This is a genomic window from Mycolicibacterium elephantis DSM 44368 (assembly GCF_004014805.1).
Classification (GTDB): domain Bacteria; phylum Actinomycetota; class Actinomycetes; order Mycobacteriales; family Mycobacteriaceae; genus Mycobacterium; species Mycobacterium elephantis.
The window spans coordinates 124,017-143,717 of sequence record NZ_ATDN01000007.1 but is presented as its reverse complement, the minus strand read 5'-3'; the positions used below and the strand labels follow the sequence as shown (position 1 = coordinate 143,717).

Below are 19,701 nucleotides of genomic sequence, written 5' to 3'. Positions count from 1 at the left end.
TCGCTTATCTACACACCACCAAACACAAGTTTCCGTGAAAAATCCGGGCTAACGTCGCTCTGGTTGTTTCGCCGTCGCGAGCTAGGAGCGTTGATGACTGTCATTCCGGGTGGATTCCGGGCACCCACCCAGCGGGAGATCAAGGTGGGCACGCAGGACGTGCACCGCTGGATTCAGGACATGGGATGGGAGGTTCCCGACGGCCGGTCCAAGTACCCCACCAAATACGAGTTCGACGGCGGGACGCGCGAACAGTTCAAGCTGATCGTCGGCGAATACTGCCGGATGGAGACCGAAAAAGACGACCGGCAGTACGGTTCGCTGTTGGACAGCCTGGCCCGGCTGCAGGCCGGTGGCCGGATCGAGCCGCGGTGGGCCGAGGCGATGAAGTTCGTCACCACATTTCTCGAACTGGGCGAGTACTCGTCGATCGGCGGCTCGGCCATGCTGCTGGACGCCGTCGTCTCGCCCGAGCAGCGCAACGGCTATCTGGCCCAGGTCGAGGACGAGGTGCGGCACACGAATCAGCTTGGCTACCTGAAGAAGTACTTCGCATCGCAGTACTACGACCCGGCCGGCTTCACCGGTTCACGCGGGCACCGGCACGGCAACCCGCTGTTCTGGAGCAACCGCCAGCAGGCCTGCGAGACGTTCGTCTCCGGCGACCCGGTGCTGATCTCGCTGAACCTGCAGATGGTCGCCGAGGCGTGCTTCACCAACCCCCTCGTGGTCGCGATGACCGAGTGGGCGGCCGCCAACGGCGACGAGGTCACCCCGACCGTCTTCCTGTCGATCCAGTCAGATGAGTTGCGGCACATGGCCAACGGCTATCAGACGATCGTCTCGGTCATCGAGAACGACCACAACATGCAGTACCTGCAGACCGATCTGGAGAACGCGTTCTGGATTCAGCACCGCGGCTTCAGCTCGATGGTCGGCCGGACCTTCGAGTACGGCGCGGTGAACCGAGCCGAGCCGTGGGCGCAGACCTGGAACGACTGGGTCATCGAGGACTGGGGCGGCATCTGGATGGGCCGCTTCTCCAAGTTCGGCCTCGAGGCGCCGAAGAACCTCGCCGACGCCAGCCGCGACGCGTACTGGGCGCATCACGACGCGTTCGCGGTGGCCTACGCGCTGTGGCCGTTCATCGGTTACCGCATCGAACTGCCCAACGACACCGACAAGGAATGGTTCGAGCGGCACTACCCGGGCTGGTACAGCTCGATCGGCCGAATCTTCGACCGCTGGCGCGAGATCGGCGTCGAGAACCCGGCGAATCGCACCAGCCCCATCGAGCACCTCATCGAGCTGGGCAAGGTGCTGCACATCTGCCGGGTGTGCCAGTCGCCGCTGCTCGGGCTGACCCCGCAGGCCCCGCAGGGCACCGAGTCGGTGCGGCGCCGCATCATCGAGTACGGCGGCCGCAAGCACGCGCTGTGCTCGGACTGGTGCGAGCGGATGTACCTGCAGGAGCCCGAACGCTATACCGGACAGAACTTCCTGGAGATCTTCGACGGCTGGGAACTGTCGGAGATCATCCGCGCCACCGGCGGGGTGCGCAGCGACGGCCGCACGCTGGTCGCTCAGCCACACCTGCGAAGTGACTGGCTCTGGACCATCGACGATCTCGCCGCGACACGCATCGTCGTGCGCGACCCGCACGTCGCCGGCGTCAGCTTCGAGAAGGGCTGAGCGACTGTGACCAACACCTACCGGCGCAGTCTGCTCAACCCCGAGCACGACAAAGAGCGCGAGCCGATCGAAACCCGCCGTACCGCAGTCTATTTCGACCGCACCCGGGTGGCGATGCCGTCGAGCAGTTGGCGCAGCCCCGAGCGGAAGTCGGCTTCCCGGTCGTTGTCCGCGTCATCGAGCACGCCGTCGGCCAGGGCCGCACTCAACGCGGGAAACCGGTCCTCGTCGATGACGCGTCGCAGCAGGGCCGGATAGTCGGGGCCGGCGACGTGGGCGGCTTCGATGTGTACCGCCGCGGCGCCGCGCACGAAGTGCAACACGACCATCACCGCGGCAAACTTGTCGCGTTCGGACATCCCGGTCTCGCCCAACGCCGCCAGCCCTGCCTCCAGCCACCTCAGCTGCCCGGGATCGGCGGGGGGACCCGCCGCGGTGGCCTGCAGGATCCACGGGTGCCGGTGGTAGACCGACCACAGGCCGGTAGCCCAATCGTCAAGGGCCGCACGCCAATCCGATGAATGAATGTTCGGCGGCAGCCCGGTGGCCTCGGAGAGCATGAAGGTCACCAGCTCGTCCTTGTTGGCGATGTGCCGATACAGCGACATCGTCCCGCAGCCGAGCCGCTCCGCCAGCCTGGCCATCGACAGTGCGCCGAGACCGTCGGCGTCGGCCAGCTCGATGGCCGCGGCGACGATGCGCTCCCGGCTCAGCCCGGCCGACCGTCTGGGTGCGCCCGGCTCGCTCCACAGGATCTCCAGCGCGCGGGGCAGTGGATCGCTCATTTGTCGTGAGGATAGCCGATTGCGCCCGCGGACGCGTATGCCGTACGCTCCATGCGTATGGCATACGCAACAGGCGCGAGCAGTCGCTGGCTCGCGCCGGCTCTGATCCTCGTCGTCGTCGCATTCCTGGCCTATTCGTTGCCGCCGTACTTCACCGGCGGCACCCGGGTCACGGCCACCTTCGCGCTCCACTACCCGTTGCTCGTGGCCCACGTGATGTTGGGCAGCGTCGCGATGGTCGCCGCCGTCGCGCAGATCTGGCCCGGGCTGCGCCGGCGGCGCCCCGCTCTGCACCGCCGCACCGGGCGCGTCTACGTCGGGATGGCGGTCCCGGCGGCGGCGTCGGCCATCGTGATCGGGGCCGCAACGCCGTTCGGCCCGGTGCTGGCCGCCAGCAATGTCGTGCTCGGCGCGCTGTGGCTGTGGTTCACGCTCAACGGGCTCGCGGCCGCCCGCCGGCGGTGCTTCACCGAGCACCGTCACCACATGGTTCGCAGTGCGACGCTGGCACTTTCGGTCATCACGAACCGGATCTGGTCACCGATCATCTTTCTCGCGTTCCATCCGTTGCAGGACAACGTGTTTGGCGGCAGCGAGGAGCACTACCTGTGGTTCGTCGCCGGAACCGCGGGCTGGCTGGGCTGGCTGATCCCGTTGGCGGTCGTGGGCTGGTGGCTCGACGGAAAACCGGTTATGGCAACGTCGCCGAATCCTTAGCAAACCGTCGCTTCCCGCGTGTAGCCTGCGGGCCATGGCGACGGAGTTCAACGGCAAAATCGCGCTCGACATCAGAGATTCCGAACCGGACTGGGGGCCGTACGCCGCACCGGTGGCGCCCGAGGGTGCGCCCAACGTCTTGTACCTCGTCTGGGATGACGTCGGCATCGCCACGTGGGACTGCTTCGGGGGACTGGTCGAGATGCCGGCCATGACCCGCATCGCCGAACGGGGCGTCCGGTTGACGCAGTTTCACACCACCGCGCTGTGCTCGCCGACCCGGGCGTCGCTGCTCACCGGCCGCAACCCGACGACGGTCGGGATGGCCACCATCGAGGAGTTCACCGAGGGCTTCCCGGGGTGCAGCGGACGCATCCCGGCCGACTCCGCGCTGCTTTCCGAAGTGCTCGTCGAAAACGGTTACAACACGTACGCCGTCGGCAAGTGGCACATGACACCGCTGGAGGAGTCGAATCTGGCGTCCACCAAACGACATTGGCCGCTGGCGCGGGGCTTCGAGCGGTTCTACGGCTTCTTGGGCGGCGAGACCGACCAGTGGTATCCCGACCTGATCTACGACAACCACCCCGTGGCGGCGCCGGGTGGGCCCGAGGACGGCTATCACCTGTCGAAGGACCTGACCGACAAGACGATCGAGTTCATCCGCGACGCCAAGGTGATCGCGCCCGACAAGCCCTGGTTCACCTACCTGTGTCCGGGCGCCGGGCACGCGCCGCACCATGTCTTCAAGGAGTGGGCGGACCGCTATGCGGGCAAGTTCGACATGGGTTACGAGCGCTACCGCGAGATCGTGCTGGAGAACCAGAAACGGCTCGGCATCGTGCCTCCCGACACCGAACTCTCGCCGATCAACCCGTATGTCGACGTCACCGGTCCGGAGGGGCAGAAGTGGCCGGAGCAGGACACGGTGCGGCCGTGGGATTCACTCAACGACGGCGAGAAGAAGCTGTTCTGCAGGATGGCCGAGGTGTTCGCGGGCTTCCTGTCCTACACCGATGCTCAAATCGGCCGGGTGCTGGACTATTTGGAGCAGTCCGGTCAGCTCGACAACACGATCATCGTGGTCATCTCCGACAACGGGGCAAGCGGTGAGGGCGGCCCGAACGGCTCGGTGAACGAACTCAAGTTCTTCAACGGCTACATCGACACCATCGAGGACGGCTTGCGGTGCCTCGACAAACTCGGCGGGCCGGAGACCTTCAACCACTATCCGATCGGCTGGGCGATGGCGTTCAACACGCCCTACAAGCTGTTCAAGCGCTACGCCTCCCATGAGGGCGGCATCGCCGACACGGCAATCATTTCCTGGCCCAAGGGTATCCGCGCGCACGGCGAACTACGCGACAACTACATCAACGTCTGCGACATCACCCCGACGGTGTACGACCTGCTCGAGATCACGCCGCCGGCCACCGTCAGGGGTATCCCGCAACGGCCGCTGGACGGGATGAGTTTCGCAGCGGCCCTTGCCAATCCGGACATGCCCACGGGCAAGGAGACGCAGTTCTACACGATGCTCGGCACCCGGGGGATCTGGCACAAGGGCTGGTTCGCCAACACAGTGCACCCGGCGTCCCCGTCGGGCTGGTCGCACTTCGACAAAGACCGTTGGGAGCTCTACCACATCGAGGCCGACCGCAGCCAAACCCGCGATCTGGCCGCGGAGCACCCCGAGAAGCTCGAAGAGCTCAAGGCGTTGTGGTTCAGCGAGGCCGACAAGTACAACGGGCTTCCGCTCGGAGACCTCGACATGTTGGAGACCATCAGCCGGTGGCGGCCCAGCCTGGCCGGCGCCCGGGACAACTACGTGTACTACCCCGGCACGGCCTACGTCGCGGTGGGCGCCGCCGTGGAGATCGCGGGCCGGTCGTTCGTCATCGTCGCCGAGGTGACCATCGACACCGCCGAAGCCGAAGGGGTGGTGTTCAAACACGGTGCCGCGCACGGGGGACACGCGCTGTTCCTGCAAGACGGACGACTGCACTACGTCTACAACTTCCTCGGCGAGGAAGAGCAGCGGTTGTCGTCGCCGGAGCCCGTGTCACCGGGGCGGCACACGTTCGGGGTCGCGTTCACCCGGACCGGCACGGCCGAGGGCAGCCACACGCCGATCGGGGACACCGCGCTCTACCTCGACCGCACCGAGGTGGCCTCCATGTCCGGCATGAAGATCCACCCGGGAACGTTCGGCCTCGCGGGGGCGGCGCTCTGCGTCGGCCGCAACACCGGGTCGCCGGTATCACGTTCGTACAAGGCACCTTTCCCGTTCACCGGGGGCACCATCGCCCAAGTCAACGTCGACGTGTCAGGCAAGCCGTACATCGACGTGGAACGCGAGTTCGCGCGCGCCTTCGCGAGGGACTGAAGCGATTTGACAGGGGCGAAGGACTGAAGCGATTGACAGGGGCGAAGGACTGATGGTGACCCGCTGGCTGGCGCTCGTCGCACTCGGCCTGACGGCGGGTGTCGTGTCGGCCTGCGTGAGAACCAGCGACGGCGTGCCGGTCCCGGCCGATGTGGCCGTTCCCGCGACGACGACGCCGTCGACGCGGGCCATCCCGACCCCGCAGACCGATCTCGCCGAACCCGGCATCGTGCCCACCACGCGCACGCCGGTGCCCGCCGGGGAGGTCACCTGCATGCCAGCGGATCCTCCGCCGGTCGGGGTGACGGCGACGGTGGCCGATCCGGCGGCCCCGAAGATCACGGTGGCCCTCCCGGAGGGCTGGTCCACGTCGGCGGGCGACGGCGACGTCGGCGCCAAGCTGCAGGGCCCCGACGAGGTGTGGGCGACGGTGACGATCGCGCGGACCCAGTTGGATCCGGCCGAGGCGTTCGAGAAGTACGCCAACGACGCGATGGCAAAGTCCGCGGTGAGCAGTGTCAGCGTGTTGCCCGCCGAGCTGTGCGGCTACAGCGGTCAGAAGCTGCTCGGGATGCGGTCGGAATCGCTTGAGCAGGCCGTCGAGTTCGGCGACCGGATCGCGCACATCTGGACCGACACCAACAACTATCTGGTCGCCGTGCACGTCGAGGGCCCGGCCGACACCCCGGGTTTCGAGCCGATGACCTCGCCGCTGATGGCGGACTTCGCCGTCGCTCTACCCTGAGTCCATGCTCACCGAGCTCGTCGAGCTGCCGGGCGGGCCGTTTCGGATGGGCTCGACGCAGTTCTATCCGGAAGAGGCGCCGTCGCACACCGTCGAGGTGGCCCCGTTCGCCGTCGAACGCCATCCGGTCACCAACGCCCAGTTCGCCGCGTTCGTCGACGACACCGGCTACCGCACCGTCGCCGAGCAGCCGTTGGACCCGGCGCTGTATCCGGGCGCGGCGCCCGAGGACCTGGTGCCGGGCGGGCTGGTCTTCCGGCCGACCGCCGGGCCCGTCGACCTGCGTGACTGGCGGCAGTGGTGGAGTTGGACGCCGGGGGCGTGCTGGCGGCACCCGTTCGGGCCGGACGGTCCGACGTGGCGGGAGCGGGCGGATCATCCCGTCGTGCAGGTGGCCTATCCGGACGCGGCGGCCTACGCGCGCTGGGCGGGTCGGCGGCTGCCCACCGAGGCCGAATGGGAGTTCGCCGCCCGCGCGGGCACGACGACCACCTACCCGTGGGGTGACGAGGTGCGCCCGGGCGGACGGTTGATGGCCAACACCTGGCAGGGCGACTTTCCGTACCGCAACACCGGCGCGCTCGGCTGGGTCGGCACCTCGCCCGTGGGGACCTTTCCGCCCAACGCGTTCGGCCTGGTCGACATGATCGGCAACGTCTGGGAGTGGACGACGACGCGGTTCTGGGGCCACCACCGGCTGGATCAGCCGCCGAAGCCCTGCTGCACGCCCAGCGGCCCCGCCGATCCGACCGTGCACCAGGCGCTCAAGGGCGGCTCGTATCTGTGCGCCCCGGAGTACTGCCACCGTTACCGGCCCACGGCGCGCTCACCGCAGTCGCAGGACAGCGCGACCACCCACATCGGCTTCCGCTGCGTGACCGACGCCTGAACCGGCCGCCGAGTGTGGGCTCGACGCACGTTGACCAGCGGCAGAGTGTGCTGGTAACCCACGTTCGGCGGGAACCGGCACGATTTGGTTCATCGCAGGTCGTGACCTAGTATTAAGCGGTTGCCTTGGGCAGACCTCGGCCAATCCGGCTGGATAGGCCCCGCGTGCCCTTCGGTGACAGCAAGACCGCGCACGTCCAGGTCGGTATCTGGCGTGCATACAAATACCAGGTCGAGGAGATCTAGTGATTCAGCAGGAATCGCGGGTGAAGGTCGCCGACAACACGGGCGCACGAGAAATCCTGTGCATCCGCGTGCTCGGCGGCTCGGGGCGGCGCTACGCCGGCATCGGCGACGTCATCGTGGCGACCGTCAAGGAGGCCATCCCCGGCGGCAACATCAAGCGGGGCGAGATCGTGAAGGCCGTCATCGTGCGCACCGTCAAGGAGCGTCGCCGCGCCGACGGCAGCTACATCAAGTTCGACGAGAACGCCGCGGTCATCATCAAGCCCGACAACGACCCGCGCGGAACCCGCATCTTCGGCCCGGTCGGCCGCGAACTTCGCGAGAAGCGCTTCATGAAGATCGTCTCGCTCGCTCCGGAGGTGTTGTAGATGAAGGTTCACAAAGGCGACACCGTGCTGGTCATCTCCGGCAAGGACAAGGGCGCCAAGGGCAAGGTGCTGGTGGCCTATCCGGCACGCAACAAGGTTCTCGTCGAGGGCGTGAACCGGATCAAGAAGCACACCGCGGTGTCGAGCAACGAACGCGGCGCGCAGTCCGGCGGCATCGTCACCCAGGAGGCCCCGATCCACGTCAGCAACGTGATGGTCGTCGACTCCGACGGCAAGCCGACCCGCGTCGGGTACCGCGTTGACGAAGAGACCGGCAAGAAGGTCCGCATCGCCAAGACCAACGGCAAGGACATCTGATGACCACAGAGACCCATCCCGGCGCTTCGCTTGCCCAGGAAGAAAAGACCCTCCCGCGCCTCAAGCAGCGCTACCGCGAGGAGATCAAGGACTCGCTGCAGAAGGAATTCGGCTACGCCAACGTCATGCAGATCCCCGGCGTGGTCAAGGTCGTCGTCAACATGGGCGTCGGTGACGCCGCCCGCGACGCCAAGTTGATCAACGGCGCGGTCAACGACCTGGCGCTGATCACTGGCCAGAAGCCGGAGATTCGCAAGGCCCGCAAGTCCATCGCGCAATTCAAGCTGCGCGAGGGCATGCCGATCGGCGCCCGCGTCACGCTGCGCGGCGATCGGATGTGGGAGTTCCTGGACCGGCTGATCTCGATCGCGCTGCCGCGTATCCGCGACTTCCGCGGGCTCTCGCCCAAGCAGTTCGACGGGACCGGCAACTACACGTTCGGACTGACCGAGCAGTCGGTGTTCCACGAGATCGACGTGGACTCCATCGACCGCCCCCGTGGCATGGACATCACCGTCGTCACCTCGGCGACGAACGACGACGAAGGACGAGCGCTGTTGCGGGCGCTCGGCTTTCCGTTCAAGGAGAACTGAGCTAGATGGCAAAGAAGGCATTGGTCAACAAGGCCAACAAGAAGCCGAAGTTCAAGGTGCGCGGCTACACCCGGTGCAACAAATGCGGCCGCCCGCGCGCGGTGTTCCGCAAGTTCGGCCTGTGCCGAATCTGCGTACGCGAGATGGCACATGCCGGCGAACTGCCCGGCGTCCAGAAGGCCAGCTGGTAACAGCAGACCACTACGAGAACAGGTGCGCGGCAGGCCCGAACCGGGAACCGCCGCGAGGAAGGTGAATCCCCTGTCATGACCGCGATGACGACGATGCGGAGCGCAGCGGCGAAAAGGAGCAGCGCCCGATGACTATGACGGACCCGATCGCAGACTTCTTGACGCGTCTGCGCAACGCCAATTCGGCGTACCACGACGAGGTGAGGTTGCCGCATTCGAAGTTGAAGGCCAACATCGCCGAGATCCTCAAGAACGAGGGCTACATCTCCGATTACCGCACCGAAGACGCTCGGGTCGGCAAATCGCTGGTGGTTCAACTGAAGTACGGGCCGAGCCGGGAACGCAGCATCGCTGGCCTGCGCCGGGTGTCCAAGCCCGGTCTGCGCGTGTACGCGAAATCCACCAACCTGCCGCGGGTGCTCGGCGGCCTTGGCGTGGCGATCATCTCGACGTCGTCCGGGCTGAAGACCGACCGCCAGGCGGCTCGCGAGGGCGTGGGCGGCGAAGTCCTCGCGTACGTGTGGTGAGGGAGGTTTAGACATGTCCCGCATTGGAAAGCAACCGGTCCTGGTGCCGTCCGGGGTCGACGTGACGATCGACGGCCAGAACGTGTCGGTGAAGGGACCCAAGGGATCCCTCGAACTGGCGGTGGCCGAGCCGATCAAGGTGTCGCGCGACGACGACGGCGCCATCGTGGTGACCCGCCCCGACGACGACCGGCACAACCGCTCGCTGCACGGGTTGTCGCGCACGCTGGTGGCCAACCTGATCACCGGTGTGACCGAGGGCTACACCACCAAGATGGAGATCCACGGCGTCGGTTACCGCGTGCAGCTCAAGGGCAACACGCTCGAGTTCTCGCTCGGCTACAGCCATCCCGTCACCGTCGAGGCGCCGGAGGGCATCACCTTCGCGGTGGAGTCGCCCACCAAGTTCTCGATCTCGGGTATCGACAAGCAGAAGGTCGGTCAGATCTCGGCGAACATCCGCCGCCTGCGCCGCCCGGATCCCTACAAGGGCAAGGGCGTTCGCTACGAGGGCGAGCAGATCCGCCGCAAGGTCGGAAAGACAGGTAAGTAGACATGGCTTCTCAGACAGAGTCCGCGAAGCGCGCTGCGGTGGGCCGCAACATCTCCGAGATCCGGCGGGTCGCGCGGAAGCGTCGGCACGCCCGGCTGCGCAAGAAGATCGCAGGCACGGCCGGACTGCCCCGCCTGGTCGTGCACCGCTCGTCGCGGCACATCCACGTGCAGCTGGTCAACGACCTCAACGGCACCACGCTGGCCGCCGCCTCCTCGATCGAGCCGGATGTGCGCGCGGTCGACGGCGACAAGAAGGCCCACAGCGTGCGCGTCGGTCAGCTGATCGCCGAGCGCGCCAAGGCCGCAGGCATCGAGCAGGTCGTGTTCGACCGCGGTGGGTACACCTACGGTGGACGGATAGCGGCACTGGCCGACGCGGCACGCGAAGGCGGGCTGAAATTCTGATGACTGACAACGGAAGGACTGCATGATGGCCGAGCAGGCAACCGCCGGCGGCCCCTCAGACACCCGCCCAGCGCGCGGTGAGCGCGAGGGCCGGGGTCGTCGCGACGACCGTGGCGGCCGTGGCCGCGACGGTGACAAGAGCAACTACCTCGAGCGCGTCGTCTCGATCAACCGGGTCTCCAAGGTGGTCAAGGGTGGCCGCCGGTTCAGCTTCACCGCGCTGGTGATCGTCGGCGACGGCAACGGCATGGTCGGCGTCGGCTACGGCAAGGCCAAGGAAGTTCCGGCCGCCATCGCCAAGGGCGTCGAAGAGGCACGCAAGAACTTCTTCCGGGTTCCGCTGATCGGCGGCACCATCACCCACCCGGTGCAGGGCGAAGCCGCCGCCGGTGTGGTGATGCTGCGTCCGGCCAGCCCCGGTACCGGTGTGATCGCCGGCGGCGCCGTTCGCGCGGTGCTGGAATGCGCTGGCGTGCGCGACATCCTGGCCAAGTCGCTGGGCAGCGACAACGCGATCAACGTGGTGCACGCCACCGTCGCCGCGCTCAAGCTGCTGCAGCGTCCCGAGGAGGTGGCGGCCCGCCGCGGCCTGCCCATCGAGGACGTGGCACCGGCACGCATGCTGCGGGCCCGGCGCGAGGCCGAGACACTGGCCGCAGCGGCCGCACGAGAAGGGTCGGCCTAGCCATGGCAGAGCTGAAGATCACCCAGGTGCGCAGCACCATCGGTGCGCGCTGGAAGCAGCGCGAGAGCCTCCGTACGCTGGGGCTGCGCCGTATCCGCCAGTCCGTGGTCCGTGAGGACAACCCGCAGACCCGCGGGCTGATCAAGACCGTGCATCACCTCGTGAAGGTGGAGGAGGTCTAACCCATGACACCCATCAAGCTTCATGACCTGAAGCCCGCCCCCGGCTCCAAGACGGCCAAGACCCGCGTCGGTCGCGGTGAGGGCTCGGGACGCGGGAAGACCGCCGGTCGCGGCACCAAGGGCACCAAGGCCCGCAAGAACGTGCCGGCGACGTTCGAGGGCGGCCAGATGCCGATCCACATGCGACTGCCCAAGCTCAAGGGGTTCCGCAACCGGTTCCGCACCACCTATGAGGTGGTCAACGTCGGCGACATCAACAAGCTGTTCCCCAACGGCGGCGACGTCGGCGTGGACGAGCTGGTGGCCGCGGGCGCGGTGCGCAAGAACACGCTGGTGAAGGTGCTCGGCGACGGCAAGCTGACCGCGAAGGTCAACGTCACCGCGCACAAGTTCAGCGGCAGCGCACGCGAAAAGATCACCGCCGCAGGCGGTTCGGCGACCGAACTGTAGAAGCAGGACACGAAGGGGCCCCGCGGTTGCGGGGCCTTTTTCGTTGCGGCCGGGCTGTTGCGGCGGACGAGACCGCACAGTCACGCACGAAGCGGCCTGCGCGGCGTCGGTACTCTCGAAGCATGTTCGCATTCCTGCCCGGCGTCCCCGGCGCCGACGATCTTCGCGCGCTGGCCCAGCGCATCGACACCGCCAGGCACCACGGCGTGCCCGACGGCTGTGTGCTGGAACTCGATCTGACGGCGGTGCCGAACGAGACCGGCGGGTTCGACCCGTTCGCATTCATCGCGGGCGGCGGTCGCCCGGTGGTGCTCCGGCAGGCCGTCGACGCCATCCACCGCGCCGCCGAGGATCGGCGGGTGGCGGGGCTGATCGCGCGGGTCCAGCTGTCGGCCGCCGCGGTGGGGCCGGTGCAGGAACTGCGGTCGGCGATCGCGGCGTTCAGCGACGCCAAACCGTCGCTGGCGTGGGCGGAGACCTACCCCGGCACCATGTCCTACTACCTGGCGTCGGCGTTCCGCGAGGTGTGGATGCAGCCGTCGGGCACGGTCGGCCTGGTCGGCTTCGCCACCAACGCGCTGTTCCTGCGCGACGCGCTGGACAAGGCGGGCATCGAGGCGCAGTTCATCGCCCGCGGCGAGTACAAGTCCGCCGCAAACCGTTTCACGCAGAACGGCTACACCGAGGCCCACCGCGAGGCCGACACCCGGCTCATCGAAAGCCTGCACGCGCAGGTGATGGAGGGGGTGGCCGAGTCGCGCCACCTGGACCCCGGCGAGGTCGACGCGCTCGCCGACCGGGCCCCGCTGCTGCGCGACGACGCCGTCACGAGCCGGCTCGTCGACCGCATCGGCTTCCGTGACGAGGCCTACGCGCGCATCGCCGAACTCGTTGGCGCCCCGGGTATCTCACCGGAGACCGGGGACGCCGACTCCGAGGACGCGCCGCCGCGGCTTTATCTGTCCCGGTATGCGCGTGCCACCGCGCCGCGGTCCGGGCCGCCGATACCCACGCTTCCCGGCCGCAAGAGCAAACCGGTGATCGCGGTGGTGACGCTGGACGGCCCGATCGTCAGCGGCCGCGGCGGGCCGCCCCTGCTGCCGCTGGGCAACTCGAGCGCGGGCGGTGACACCATCGCCGCGGCGCTGCGCGAGGCCGCCGCCGACGATGACGTCGTGGCGATCGTGCTGCGGGTCGACAGCCCCGGCGGGTCGGTCTCCGGCTCCGAGACCATCTGGCGGGAGGTCGCCAAGGTGCGCGACGGCGGCACCCCCGTCGTCGCCTCGATGGGCGCGGTGGCGGCCTCCGGCGGCTACTACGTGTCGATGGGCGCCGACGCGATCGTCGCCAACCCGGGCACCATCACCGGATCGATCGGCGTGATCACCGGCAAGCTGGTGGCCCGCGAGCTCAAGGACCGGCTCGGGCTGAGCTCGGATTCGGTGCGCACCAACCGAAATGCCGATGCATGGTCGATCAATCAGCCGTTCACCGAGGAGCAGCACGAGCTCATCGTCGCCGAGACGGATTTGGTCTACACCGACTTCGTGGAGCGGGTCGCGCAGGGGCGCGACATGAGCGTCGAGGACGTCGACGCCGTCGCGCAGGGCCGGATCTGGACGGGCGCCGACGCGCTGGAGCGCGGTCTGGTCGACGAGCTGGGCGGGCTGCGCACCGCGATCACCCGCGCGAAGGTGCTGGGCGGACTCGACCCCGACGCCGAGGTGCGCACCGTCGGATATCCCGGGTCGTCGCTGATGGACCTGTTGCGGCCCAAGCCGTCGTCACAACCGGCGGCGGCGTCGCTGCCCGCGGCGTTCGCGGCGCTGGTGGGCCGGTCGGTGGCGGGGGTGCTCGACAATGCCGAGCGCTCGCTGTCCGGGGTGAGCGCGCTGTGGCTGGGGGACACCCGCTTTTGATTTACGCCCAAAGGGACAAACGGGCGCAAGAGTGCGAATAGATTTCGCCATTTCGTCGATCTCGGCGAGGTGATCACCCCTGCTGGCGCAGGTACCCGTACACCGCCGCGAAGTTGCGGTTGACTTCCTCAGGTATCGGCACCGGACCACCCAAAGCCCTGGCACCCCAGGCGATCTGGGCGGTGCGCTCGACCAGCGCGGTGACGTGCAGCGCCTTGTCGGGCCGCGGCGCGACCGCGACCAGGCCGTGGTTGGCGATCAGCGCGGCCGCGCGACCCTCCAGCGCCTTCACCGCGTTGTGGCCGACGTCCGGGGTGCCGGAGGCCGCGTAGTCGGCGCAGCGGATGTCGCCGCCGCAGTACACCGCGAACTCGTCGATGCACGCCGGAATCGACTGGCGCGCAACGGCGAACATCGTCGCCCACACGGGATGACTGTGGATCACGCTGCCGATGTCGTCGAAGGCGCGGTAGCACGCCAGATGCAACGCCATCTCCGACGACGGCGCCCGACCGTCCTTGGCTGACACCACGTTTCCGTCGGCGTCGACGAGCACGAGGTCGTCGCGCGTCATGTCGCGGTAGTCCACCGACGACGGCGTGATGACCAGATGCCCGTCCGCGCGCCGGGCCGAGATGTTGCCCGCGGTGCCCTCGACCAGCCCGCGCCGCAGCATGTCCTTGGCCGCAGCGAGCACCGCGTCCTCGGGGTTGTCCACGAACCTCATGGGTTGAGCACCTCCGGGTTGACGATATGTGCGGGCCGGCGCCCCGACAGAAGCGCCTCCAGGTCGTCGGCGACCATCTGCGCCTGCCGCGCCTCAGTGTTCCACGTCGCGCCGCCGATGTGGGGGGTGAGCACGACGTTGGCCATCGCGGTCAGCGGGTGATCCGGTGGCAGCCATTCGCCGACGAAGTGGTCCAGGCCGGCCGCGGCGACCTTGCCCCGGCGCAGCGCGTCGACCAGCGCGTCGGTGTCGTGCAGCTGGGCCCGCGCGGTGTTGAGGAAGACGACGCCGTCGCGCATGGCCGCGAACTGTTCGGCACCGATCATCCCGGCCGTCTCGTCGGTGACGGGCGCATGCAGTGACACGACGTCGGCCTCGGCCAGCAGTTCGTCGAGACTGTGACGGGCCTCGTCGTTGTAGGGGTCGTAGGCGATCACGTTCATCCCGAGCCCTTCCAGCCGCCACCGCAGGGCGCGCGCCACCGCACCCAGTCCGACCAGACCGGCGGTCAGCCCGGCGATCTCCCAGGCCCGGAACCGCTGATAGGGCAGGGTGCCGTCGCGGAACACCTCGCCGGCGCGGACGTCGGCGTCGGCGGTGAGCACATGGCGGGTCGCGGCGAAGAGCAGCGCGACCGCCATCTCGGCCACCGCGTCGGCGGTGCGGGCGGGGGTGTGCAGCACCGGGATTCGGGCCGCGGTAGCGGCGCCGACGTCGACGTTGTTCGGGTCGCCGCGGGTGGACGCGACCGCCCGCAGCGGCAGGTCGAACACCGGGCCGGTCACCGAATCACCCTCCACCACAAGCACATCAGCGCGTTCCGCCACGGCGCGCTCGGCGAGTTGCTCGGCGGTGTAGATCCGCAGCGGGCGCAGCTCGATCCACGGGTCGTACACCACGTCGACCAGCCGGCCGAGCTTGTCGAATCCCGGGCCGCGAAGCGGCGCGGTCACCAGCGCACGAAGTCGGGTCACGATTGCCCATGGTGGCGTACGGTGACCGGCGTGTCAGCCAAAGAGGTGACAATCGGCATCGATATCGGCACCACCGCCGTCAAGGCCGTGGCCGCCGACGCCGACGGTCAGGTGGTGGCCAGGACACGGATACCGCATCGGCTGCGGGTGCCCGCCCCGGACCGGCTCGAGCACGACGCCGACGAAGCGTGGCGGCAGGGTCCGCTGCGCGCGCTGGCCGAACTGGACCGGCCGGACGCCGCGGCGGTGACGGTCACGGCCATGGTGCCGTCGCTGACCGCCGTCGACACCGAGGGCCGCCCGCTGACCCCCGGCCTGCTCTACGGCGACGGCCGCGGCCGCTCCGCAACAGGTGCTGACACCAAATTCCTCACCGGCGAGGCCGTCGAATTCCTGCGCTGGACCGCGCGGCAGGCACCCGATGCGTACGGCTACTGGCCCGCCGCGGCGGTGGCCAACCACGCGTTGGCGGGGGAGGCCGTGGTCGACACCGCGACCGCGGGCACCACCCACCCGCTGTACGACCGGGACCGCTGGAACGAAAAGATCTGTGCCTCTTGTGAAGTCGCACCCATTCAGCTGCCGCGCGTCGCGCCGACAGGGACGGCGGCCGGTCGGGTGCACGGCGGCGACGCGGTGCTGGGCGCGGGCGCGGTGGATGCGGTGTGCGAGCAGATCGTCTCCGGCGCCGACCGCGACGGCGACGTGCTGGTGCTGTGCGGGACGACGCTGATCGTGTGGGCGACGATCGGCGAGTACCGCGAGGTGCCGGGGCTGTGGACGTTGCCGCAATCCGCGCCTGGGCGCTACCAGATCGGCGGGCCGAGCAACGCCGGCGGATTGTTTCTGAGCTGGGTGGATCGCCTGCTGGCCCCCGCCACCGATGCCCCCGTCGATGCGCGACGGATACCCGTGTGGGCGCCGTACGTTCGCGGTGAACGCGTGCCGTACCACGACCCGGATCGCCGCGCCGCGCTCGACGGCCTCGACCTCACCCAGGACAGCGCGGCGGTGCGGCGGGCCGCGTACGAGGCGTCAGGCTTCGTCGTGCGCCAGCTCGTCGAGCGCAGCGGCGCACCGGCGGCACGCATCGTGGCGACCGGCGGCGGCACCCGCATCGCAGCCTGGATGCAGGCCGTCGCCGACGTCACCGGCCTGCCTGTGCACGTCGCGGCCATCCCCGAAGGCGCCGCGTTGGGTGCGGCGTTCCTCGGGCGGGTGGCCGCCGGGCTGGAATCGTCGACGACGGACGCGGCCCGCTGGGCGCGCACCGAGCGCGTCGTCGACCCCGACCCGCGATGGTCGGCGCCGACGCAGGAGCGCTACGGCAGGTTCCTCGAACTCGCCGAGCGGGTCACTGCCCGAAATTCGTCAACCGGCGAGAAAGCCTAGGACTTGACCGCGGCGACGTAGCTCATGTCGGCGAACATCCCGATGGTCTCCTCCTCGGGGAAGGTGAACCCGTTGGCGGCGTAGGCTTCCGGCATCGTCTTGGCCGACACAATCCACCCGTGGCCGGTCAGGTACTCGACGACGTCGTTGCGCTCACCGTGATAGATCAGCTCGCCCATCTCGATCTCCGACCCGTACTTCTTCATCCGCTCGGCGATGCGTTGCGAGCGCTCGTCGGAGAACATCGTGACGTCGGGAATGTGCTCGGTCGCTACCCGGCTGCCGGGCGCCGAGAGATCGGTGATCCGGTCGAACAGCAGATCCTGCGCTTCGGGTGGCAGGTAGATGAGCAGGCCCTCGGCGATCCAGGCGGTCTGCTGTGACGGATCGAAACCGGTGTCGCACAGTGCTTTCGGCCAGTCCTCGCGGAGGTCGATCGCAACGGTGCGCCGGTCGGCGGTCGGCTGTGCGCCGAGCCGATCCAGTGTCGTGGTCTTGAACTCGATGACCTCGGGTTGGTCCACCTCGAACACCGTCGTGCCCGCCGGCCACGGCAACCGGTAGGCCCGGGCGTCCAGGCCGGCCGCCAGGATCACCGCCTGGCGTGCCCCGGCCGCGGCGGCGTCGGTGAACAACCGATCGAAGTGGCGCGTGCGCACCGCCATGCCCTCGGCCGCCCTGCGCACGTTGAACTCGGGATCGACGGCCTCCAGGTCGATCTCACCGTCGAGGGCCTGGATGAAGAAGTCCATCCCGACCGCGCGTACCAGCGGCTCGGCGAACGGGTCGTCGATCAACCCCTCCCGGTGGGCCAGCACACGTTGTGAGGCCACCATCGTCGCGGTCGCGCCGACGCTGGACGCCAGATCCCATGTGTCGTTATCGGTACGTGCCATCAGGTTCTCCTAGTCGAGGATCGCACAGAGGTAACCGGAGTCGCCGAGCACGGCCAACAAGTCGTCGTCGGGCATCGGGAAGCCGTTGTGGGCGAATGCGTCCCGGGTGGTGCGCACGTCGACGCTCCAGCCCTTCGACGCGAGGTAGTCACGTGCGGTGTTGCGCTCACCCGGGTAGAACAGGTCGACCAGGTTGATCGGTGACCCCATCCGCCGGGACCGCTCGCTGAGCTTGTCCGCCCAGTCCTCCGACAGGCCCGCGATGTCCATGTGCTCGGTCGCCAGCCTGCTGCCGGGGGCGCTGAGCGCGGTGATGTTGTCGAACAACCGGTCCTGGGCCTGCGGTGGCAGATAGATCAACAGGCCCTCCGCGATCCACGCCGTGGGCGCCGAAGCGTCGAACCCGTTGTCCCGCAACGCGCCAACCCAGTCGTCGCGCAAATCGACTGCGACGGTGCGTCGCTCAGCGGGAGGCACGGCGCCCAGCGAGGCCAGCACCGTCGATTTGAACTCGATGACCTGCGGCTGATCCACCTCGAACACCACCGCGTCCGGCGGCCACGGCAGCCGGTACGCGCGGGTGTCCAGCCCGGCGGCAAGGATGACCGCTTGCCGGACACCGGCCTCCGAGGCGGCGGTGAAGAAGTCGTCGAAATACCGGGTGCGCACCGCGATCTGCTCACACATGCGCCGGCGGTCCAGCACCGGATCGCCGAATGGCAGGTCACCGTCGGCGATCCGGATGCAGTGCTCCAGGCCGACAGCCTTGACCAGGTCGTCGGCGTACGGATCGACGATCAGCGGCTCGGGCTGTTTGGAGGCCAGCGCACGCTGCGCGGCCACCGACGTCGCCGTCGCGCCGACGCTCGACGCCAGATCCCAGGTGTCGTTGTCGGTGCGGCTCACGCGGAGAGTCTCCCGCTGACGTACTGCAGCTCGCCGAAGTCGGCGCCGTCCTCGTCATCCAGCGGCGGCAACCCGTTGGCGACGAGCAGGTCCCTGACACTTCGGCGGGTCGTCTGCCAGCCGCGCTGCTCGAGGTACGCGGCGGCCTCGTTGCGGTCGCCGAGGTACACCAGCCCGGCGAAGTCCAGGTCGAAACCGTGCTTTTGCCAGCGTTGCGACGTGGTGCGCATCCGCTCGACCGTCTTCTCGTGCAGGTCGGGGTCGACACGGGGCACGCTCTCCACCGCGATCCAGCTGCCGGGGGCGCTCAACTCGGTGATCGTGTCGAGCAGCCGGTCCTGGGCGTCGGGCGGCAGATAGCCCAACAGACCTTCCGCGCTCCACGCCGACGGCCGGGCGGGGTCGAAGCCCGCGTCGATCAGCGCCGAGGTCCAGTCGTGACGCAGGTCCACCGCCACCGTGCGGCGTTCGGCGGTCGGCGCGGCCCCCAGGTCGGCCAGCGTGGTGCTCTTGAAGTCGATGACCGCGGGCTGGTCGATCTCATAGACGACGACGCCGGCCGGCCAGTCCAGCCGGTAGGCGCGCGCGTCCAGCCCGGACGCCAGGATCACCGCCTGTCGGACGCCGGCGCGCACCGCGTCTGCTGGATTGCCACCTCCGGTGGCGGTCAGAAAGAAGTCGTCGAAGAATTTGGTCCGCACCGCCATGTTGTCGGCCATTCGCTGCATTCCGGCCGTCTCGCTGTCGTCGAGATCCTGCGGGCGCAGTTCCCCGGAGACCAGGCGGGTGAAGAAGTCCACGCCGACCGCGCGCACCAGCGGATCGGCGTACGGGTCGTCGATCAGCGGCTGCTCTGCGCTGGTGGCCAGCGCTCGGGCGGCAGCCACCATCGTGGCCGTCGCCCCGACACTGGAAGCCAGATCCCAGGTGTCATTGTCGGTCCGCGTCATCTGAGTCCCCTCAGCCGTTCGTTACTTAGTGGTGGTAACGAGATGCCTGACACGGTATGTTCCCGAACTGAGAGGCCGCTGTGAGTCTGGGTTGCACGGCGGGGTGATTCCAACTGTTACTCTCGTAGACTGTTTGACGGGTAACTTCGCAGGCTGCGCGCTCGGCGGAGGTCCGCACACGACTTAACCAAGACGCTGGTCAGG

General features: G+C 68.4%; 23 protein-coding genes. 17 read left to right on the top strand and 6 right to left on the bottom strand.

Annotated elements, in window-relative coordinates; genetic code table 11:
- Window positions 1–93 precede the first annotated feature (93 nt).
- On the top strand, window positions 94–1,692 hold the full coding sequence (locus MELE44368_RS07110; RefSeq protein WP_128107854.1) for a ferritin family protein: 1,599 nt from the start codon (window positions 94–96) through the stop codon (window positions 1,690–1,692).
- 89 nt (window positions 1,693–1,781) lie between these two features.
- Here the strand turns inward: MELE44368_RS07110 and MELE44368_RS07105 are convergent, their stop codons facing one another.
- Window positions 1,782–2,477, bottom strand: a complete 696-nt coding sequence (locus tag MELE44368_RS07105; protein WP_128107853.1) for a TetR/AcrR family transcriptional regulator — start codon at window positions 2,475–2,477, stop codon at window positions 1,782–1,784.
- A 57-nt stretch (window positions 2,478–2,534) separates the two neighbouring features.
- Between MELE44368_RS07105 and MELE44368_RS07100 the strand changes: the two genes are divergently transcribed.
- From MELE44368_RS07100 to sppA, 15 genes are all read left to right on the top strand, one after another.
- A complete protein-coding gene (locus MELE44368_RS07100; protein WP_241566506.1) occupies window positions 2,535–3,194 on the top strand; it encodes a DUF2306 domain-containing protein in 660 nt (219 codons plus the stop codon).
- A 34-nt stretch (window positions 3,195–3,228) separates the two neighbouring features.
- A complete protein-coding gene (locus MELE44368_RS07095) occupies window positions 3,229–5,580 on the top strand; it encodes a sulfatase-like hydrolase/transferase (RefSeq protein ID WP_128107851.1) in 2,352 nt (783 codons plus the stop codon).
- Window positions 5,581–5,632: 52 nt separating this feature from the next.
- A complete protein-coding gene (locus tag MELE44368_RS07090; protein ID WP_128107850.1) occupies window positions 5,633–6,325 on the top strand; it encodes a hypothetical protein in 693 nt (230 codons plus the stop codon).
- A gap of 4 nt (window positions 6,326–6,329) precedes the next feature.
- A complete protein-coding gene (locus MELE44368_RS07085) occupies window positions 6,330–7,214 on the top strand; it encodes a formylglycine-generating enzyme family protein (RefSeq protein WP_128107849.1) in 885 nt (294 codons plus the stop codon).
- Window positions 7,215–7,458: 244 nt separating this feature from the next.
- Window positions 7,459–7,827: a 50S ribosomal protein L14 gene (rplN, locus tag MELE44368_RS07080; protein ID WP_128107848.1), complete on the top strand. Its 369-nt coding sequence runs from the start codon at window positions 7,459–7,461 to the stop codon at window positions 7,825–7,827.
- The gene (rplX, locus tag MELE44368_RS07075) at window positions 7,828–8,145 is read left to right on the top strand and encodes a 50S ribosomal protein L24 (protein WP_046753703.1); all 318 of its coding nucleotides are present in this window, start codon (window positions 7,828–7,830) and stop codon (window positions 8,143–8,145) included.
- Window positions 8,145–8,738 carry a 50S ribosomal protein L5 gene (rplE, locus tag MELE44368_RS07070; RefSeq protein ID WP_128107847.1) on the top strand — a complete coding sequence of 198 codons (594 nt, stop codon included), beginning with the start codon at window positions 8,145–8,147 and terminating at the stop codon, window positions 8,736–8,738. The genes rplX and rplE overlap by 1 nt, the downstream gene beginning before the upstream one ends.
- Before the next feature lie 5 nt (window positions 8,739–8,743).
- Entirely contained in the window at window positions 8,744–8,929 is a 186-nt protein-coding gene (locus tag MELE44368_RS07065) for a type Z 30S ribosomal protein S14 (protein ID WP_128107846.1), read from the top strand.
- Between the two features lie 128 nt (window positions 8,930–9,057).
- Window positions 9,058–9,456 (top strand): 30S ribosomal protein S8, encoded by a 399-nt coding sequence (gene rpsH, locus MELE44368_RS07060; protein WP_128107845.1) that lies wholly within the window; start codon window positions 9,058–9,060, stop codon window positions 9,454–9,456.
- Window positions 9,457–9,469: 13 nt separating this feature from the next.
- A complete protein-coding gene (rplF, locus tag MELE44368_RS07055) occupies window positions 9,470–10,009 on the top strand; it encodes a 50S ribosomal protein L6 (RefSeq protein ID WP_128107844.1) in 540 nt (179 codons plus the stop codon).
- A 2-nt stretch (window positions 10,010–10,011) separates the two neighbouring features.
- Entirely contained in the window at window positions 10,012–10,416 is a 405-nt protein-coding gene (gene rplR / locus MELE44368_RS07050) for a 50S ribosomal protein L18 (protein WP_128107843.1), read from the top strand.
- 25 nt (window positions 10,417–10,441) lie between these two features.
- On the top strand, window positions 10,442–11,101 hold the full coding sequence (rpsE, locus tag MELE44368_RS07045) for a 30S ribosomal protein S5 (RefSeq protein WP_128107842.1): 660 nt from the start codon (window positions 10,442–10,444) through the stop codon (window positions 11,099–11,101).
- A 2-nt stretch (window positions 11,102–11,103) separates the two neighbouring features.
- The gene (gene rpmD / locus MELE44368_RS07040; RefSeq protein WP_046753710.1) at window positions 11,104–11,283 is read left to right on the top strand and encodes a 50S ribosomal protein L30; all 180 of its coding nucleotides are present in this window, start codon (window positions 11,104–11,106) and stop codon (window positions 11,281–11,283) included.
- A gap of 3 nt (window positions 11,284–11,286) precedes the next feature.
- Window positions 11,287–11,733: a 50S ribosomal protein L15 gene (rplO, locus tag MELE44368_RS07035; RefSeq protein ID WP_128107841.1), complete on the top strand. Its 447-nt coding sequence runs from the start codon at window positions 11,287–11,289 to the stop codon at window positions 11,731–11,733.
- Window positions 11,734–11,855: 122 nt separating this feature from the next.
- Window positions 11,856–13,652 carry a signal peptide peptidase SppA gene (sppA, locus tag MELE44368_RS07030; RefSeq protein ID WP_128107840.1) on the top strand — a complete coding sequence of 599 codons (1,797 nt, stop codon included), beginning with the start codon at window positions 11,856–11,858 and terminating at the stop codon, window positions 13,650–13,652.
- 73 nt (window positions 13,653–13,725) lie between these two features.
- Here the strand turns inward: sppA and MELE44368_RS07025 are convergent, their stop codons facing one another.
- Complete coding sequence (locus tag MELE44368_RS07025; protein ID WP_128107839.1) at window positions 13,726–14,379, bottom strand: L-fuculose-phosphate aldolase; 654 nt, start codon at window positions 14,377–14,379, stop codon at window positions 13,726–13,728.
- Complete coding sequence (locus tag MELE44368_RS07020) at window positions 14,376–15,356, bottom strand: NAD(P)-dependent oxidoreductase (protein ID WP_128107838.1); 981 nt, start codon at window positions 15,354–15,356, stop codon at window positions 14,376–14,378. The genes MELE44368_RS07025 and MELE44368_RS07020 overlap by 4 nt, the downstream gene beginning before the upstream one ends.
- A gap of 27 nt (window positions 15,357–15,383) precedes the next feature.
- Between MELE44368_RS07020 and MELE44368_RS07015 the strand changes: the two genes are divergently transcribed.
- The gene (locus tag MELE44368_RS07015; RefSeq protein WP_128107864.1) at window positions 15,384–16,745 is read left to right on the top strand and encodes a xylulokinase; all 1,362 of its coding nucleotides are present in this window, start codon (window positions 15,384–15,386) and stop codon (window positions 16,743–16,745) included.
- Here the strand turns inward: MELE44368_RS07015 and MELE44368_RS07010 are convergent.
- The 3 genes from MELE44368_RS07010 to MELE44368_RS07000 are packed head-to-tail and all read right to left on the bottom strand — an operon-like array spanning window position 16,742 to window position 19,497.
- A complete protein-coding gene (locus MELE44368_RS07010; RefSeq protein WP_128107837.1) occupies window positions 16,742–17,641 on the bottom strand; it encodes an SAM-dependent methyltransferase in 900 nt (299 codons plus the stop codon). The two genes, MELE44368_RS07015 and MELE44368_RS07010, sit on opposite strands and share 4 nt — an antisense overlap.
- A 9-nt stretch (window positions 17,642–17,650) precedes the next feature.
- Window positions 17,651–18,547 (bottom strand): class I SAM-dependent methyltransferase, encoded by an 897-nt coding sequence (locus MELE44368_RS07005; RefSeq protein ID WP_128107836.1) that lies wholly within the window; start codon window positions 18,545–18,547, stop codon window positions 17,651–17,653.
- Window positions 18,544–19,497, bottom strand: a complete 954-nt coding sequence (locus tag MELE44368_RS07000) for a class I SAM-dependent methyltransferase (RefSeq protein WP_128107835.1) — start codon at window positions 19,495–19,497, stop codon at window positions 18,544–18,546. The genes MELE44368_RS07005 and MELE44368_RS07000 overlap by 4 nt, the downstream gene beginning before the upstream one ends.
- Between the last annotated feature and the right edge of the window lie 204 nt (window positions 19,498–19,701).

Excerpts from the sequence above, each read along its gene's own strand:
- rpsH (WP_128107845.1), top strand. The coding sequence starts at position 9,058 with ATGACTATGACGGACCCGATCGCAGACTTCTTGACGCGTCTGCGCAAC.
- rplE (WP_128107847.1), top strand. The coding sequence starts at position 8,145 with ATGACCACAGAGACCCATCCCGGCGCTTCGCTTGCCCAGGAAGAAAAG.
- MELE44368_RS07085 (WP_128107849.1), top strand. The coding sequence starts at position 6,330 with ATGCTCACCGAGCTCGTCGAGCTGCCGGGCGGGCCGTTTCGGATGGGC.
- sppA (WP_128107840.1), top strand. The coding sequence starts at position 11,856 with ATGTTCGCATTCCTGCCCGGCGTCCCCGGCGCCGACGATCTTCGCGCG.
- rpsE (WP_128107842.1), top strand. The coding sequence starts at position 10,442 with ATGGCCGAGCAGGCAACCGCCGGCGGCCCCTCAGACACCCGCCCAGCG.
- MELE44368_RS07025 (WP_128107839.1), bottom strand. The coding sequence starts at position 14,379 with ATGAGGTTCGTGGACAACCCCGAGGACGCGGTGCTCGCTGCGGCCAAG.
- rplR (WP_128107843.1), top strand. The coding sequence starts at position 10,012 with ATGGCTTCTCAGACAGAGTCCGCGAAGCGCGCTGCGGTGGGCCGCAAC.
- MELE44368_RS07110 (WP_128107854.1), top strand. The coding sequence starts at position 94 with ATGACTGTCATTCCGGGTGGATTCCGGGCACCCACCCAGCGGGAGATC.
- MELE44368_RS07100 (WP_241566506.1), top strand. The coding sequence starts at position 2,535 with ATGGCATACGCAACAGGCGCGAGCAGTCGCTGGCTCGCGCCGGCTCTG.
- MELE44368_RS07065 (WP_128107846.1), top strand. The coding sequence starts at position 8,744 with ATGGCAAAGAAGGCATTGGTCAACAAGGCCAACAAGAAGCCGAAGTTC.
- MELE44368_RS07000 (WP_128107835.1), bottom strand. The coding sequence starts at position 19,497 with ATGACGCGGACCGACAATGACACCTGGGATCTGGCTTCCAGTGTCGGG.
- MELE44368_RS07010 (WP_128107837.1), bottom strand. The coding sequence starts at position 17,641 with ATGGCACGTACCGATAACGACACATGGGATCTGGCGTCCAGCGTCGGC.
- MELE44368_RS07095 (WP_128107851.1), top strand. The coding sequence starts at position 3,229 with ATGGCGACGGAGTTCAACGGCAAAATCGCGCTCGACATCAGAGATTCC.
- rplX (WP_046753703.1), top strand. The coding sequence starts at position 7,828 with ATGAAGGTTCACAAAGGCGACACCGTGCTGGTCATCTCCGGCAAGGAC.
- rplF (WP_128107844.1), top strand. The coding sequence starts at position 9,470 with ATGTCCCGCATTGGAAAGCAACCGGTCCTGGTGCCGTCCGGGGTCGAC.
- rplO (WP_128107841.1), top strand. The coding sequence starts at position 11,287 with ATGACACCCATCAAGCTTCATGACCTGAAGCCCGCCCCCGGCTCCAAG.
- MELE44368_RS07105 (WP_128107853.1), bottom strand. The coding sequence starts at position 2,477 with ATGAGCGATCCACTGCCCCGCGCGCTGGAGATCCTGTGGAGCGAGCCG.
- MELE44368_RS07090 (WP_128107850.1), top strand. The coding sequence starts at position 5,633 with ATGGTGACCCGCTGGCTGGCGCTCGTCGCACTCGGCCTGACGGCGGGT.
- rpmD (WP_046753710.1), top strand. The coding sequence starts at position 11,104 with ATGGCAGAGCTGAAGATCACCCAGGTGCGCAGCACCATCGGTGCGCGC.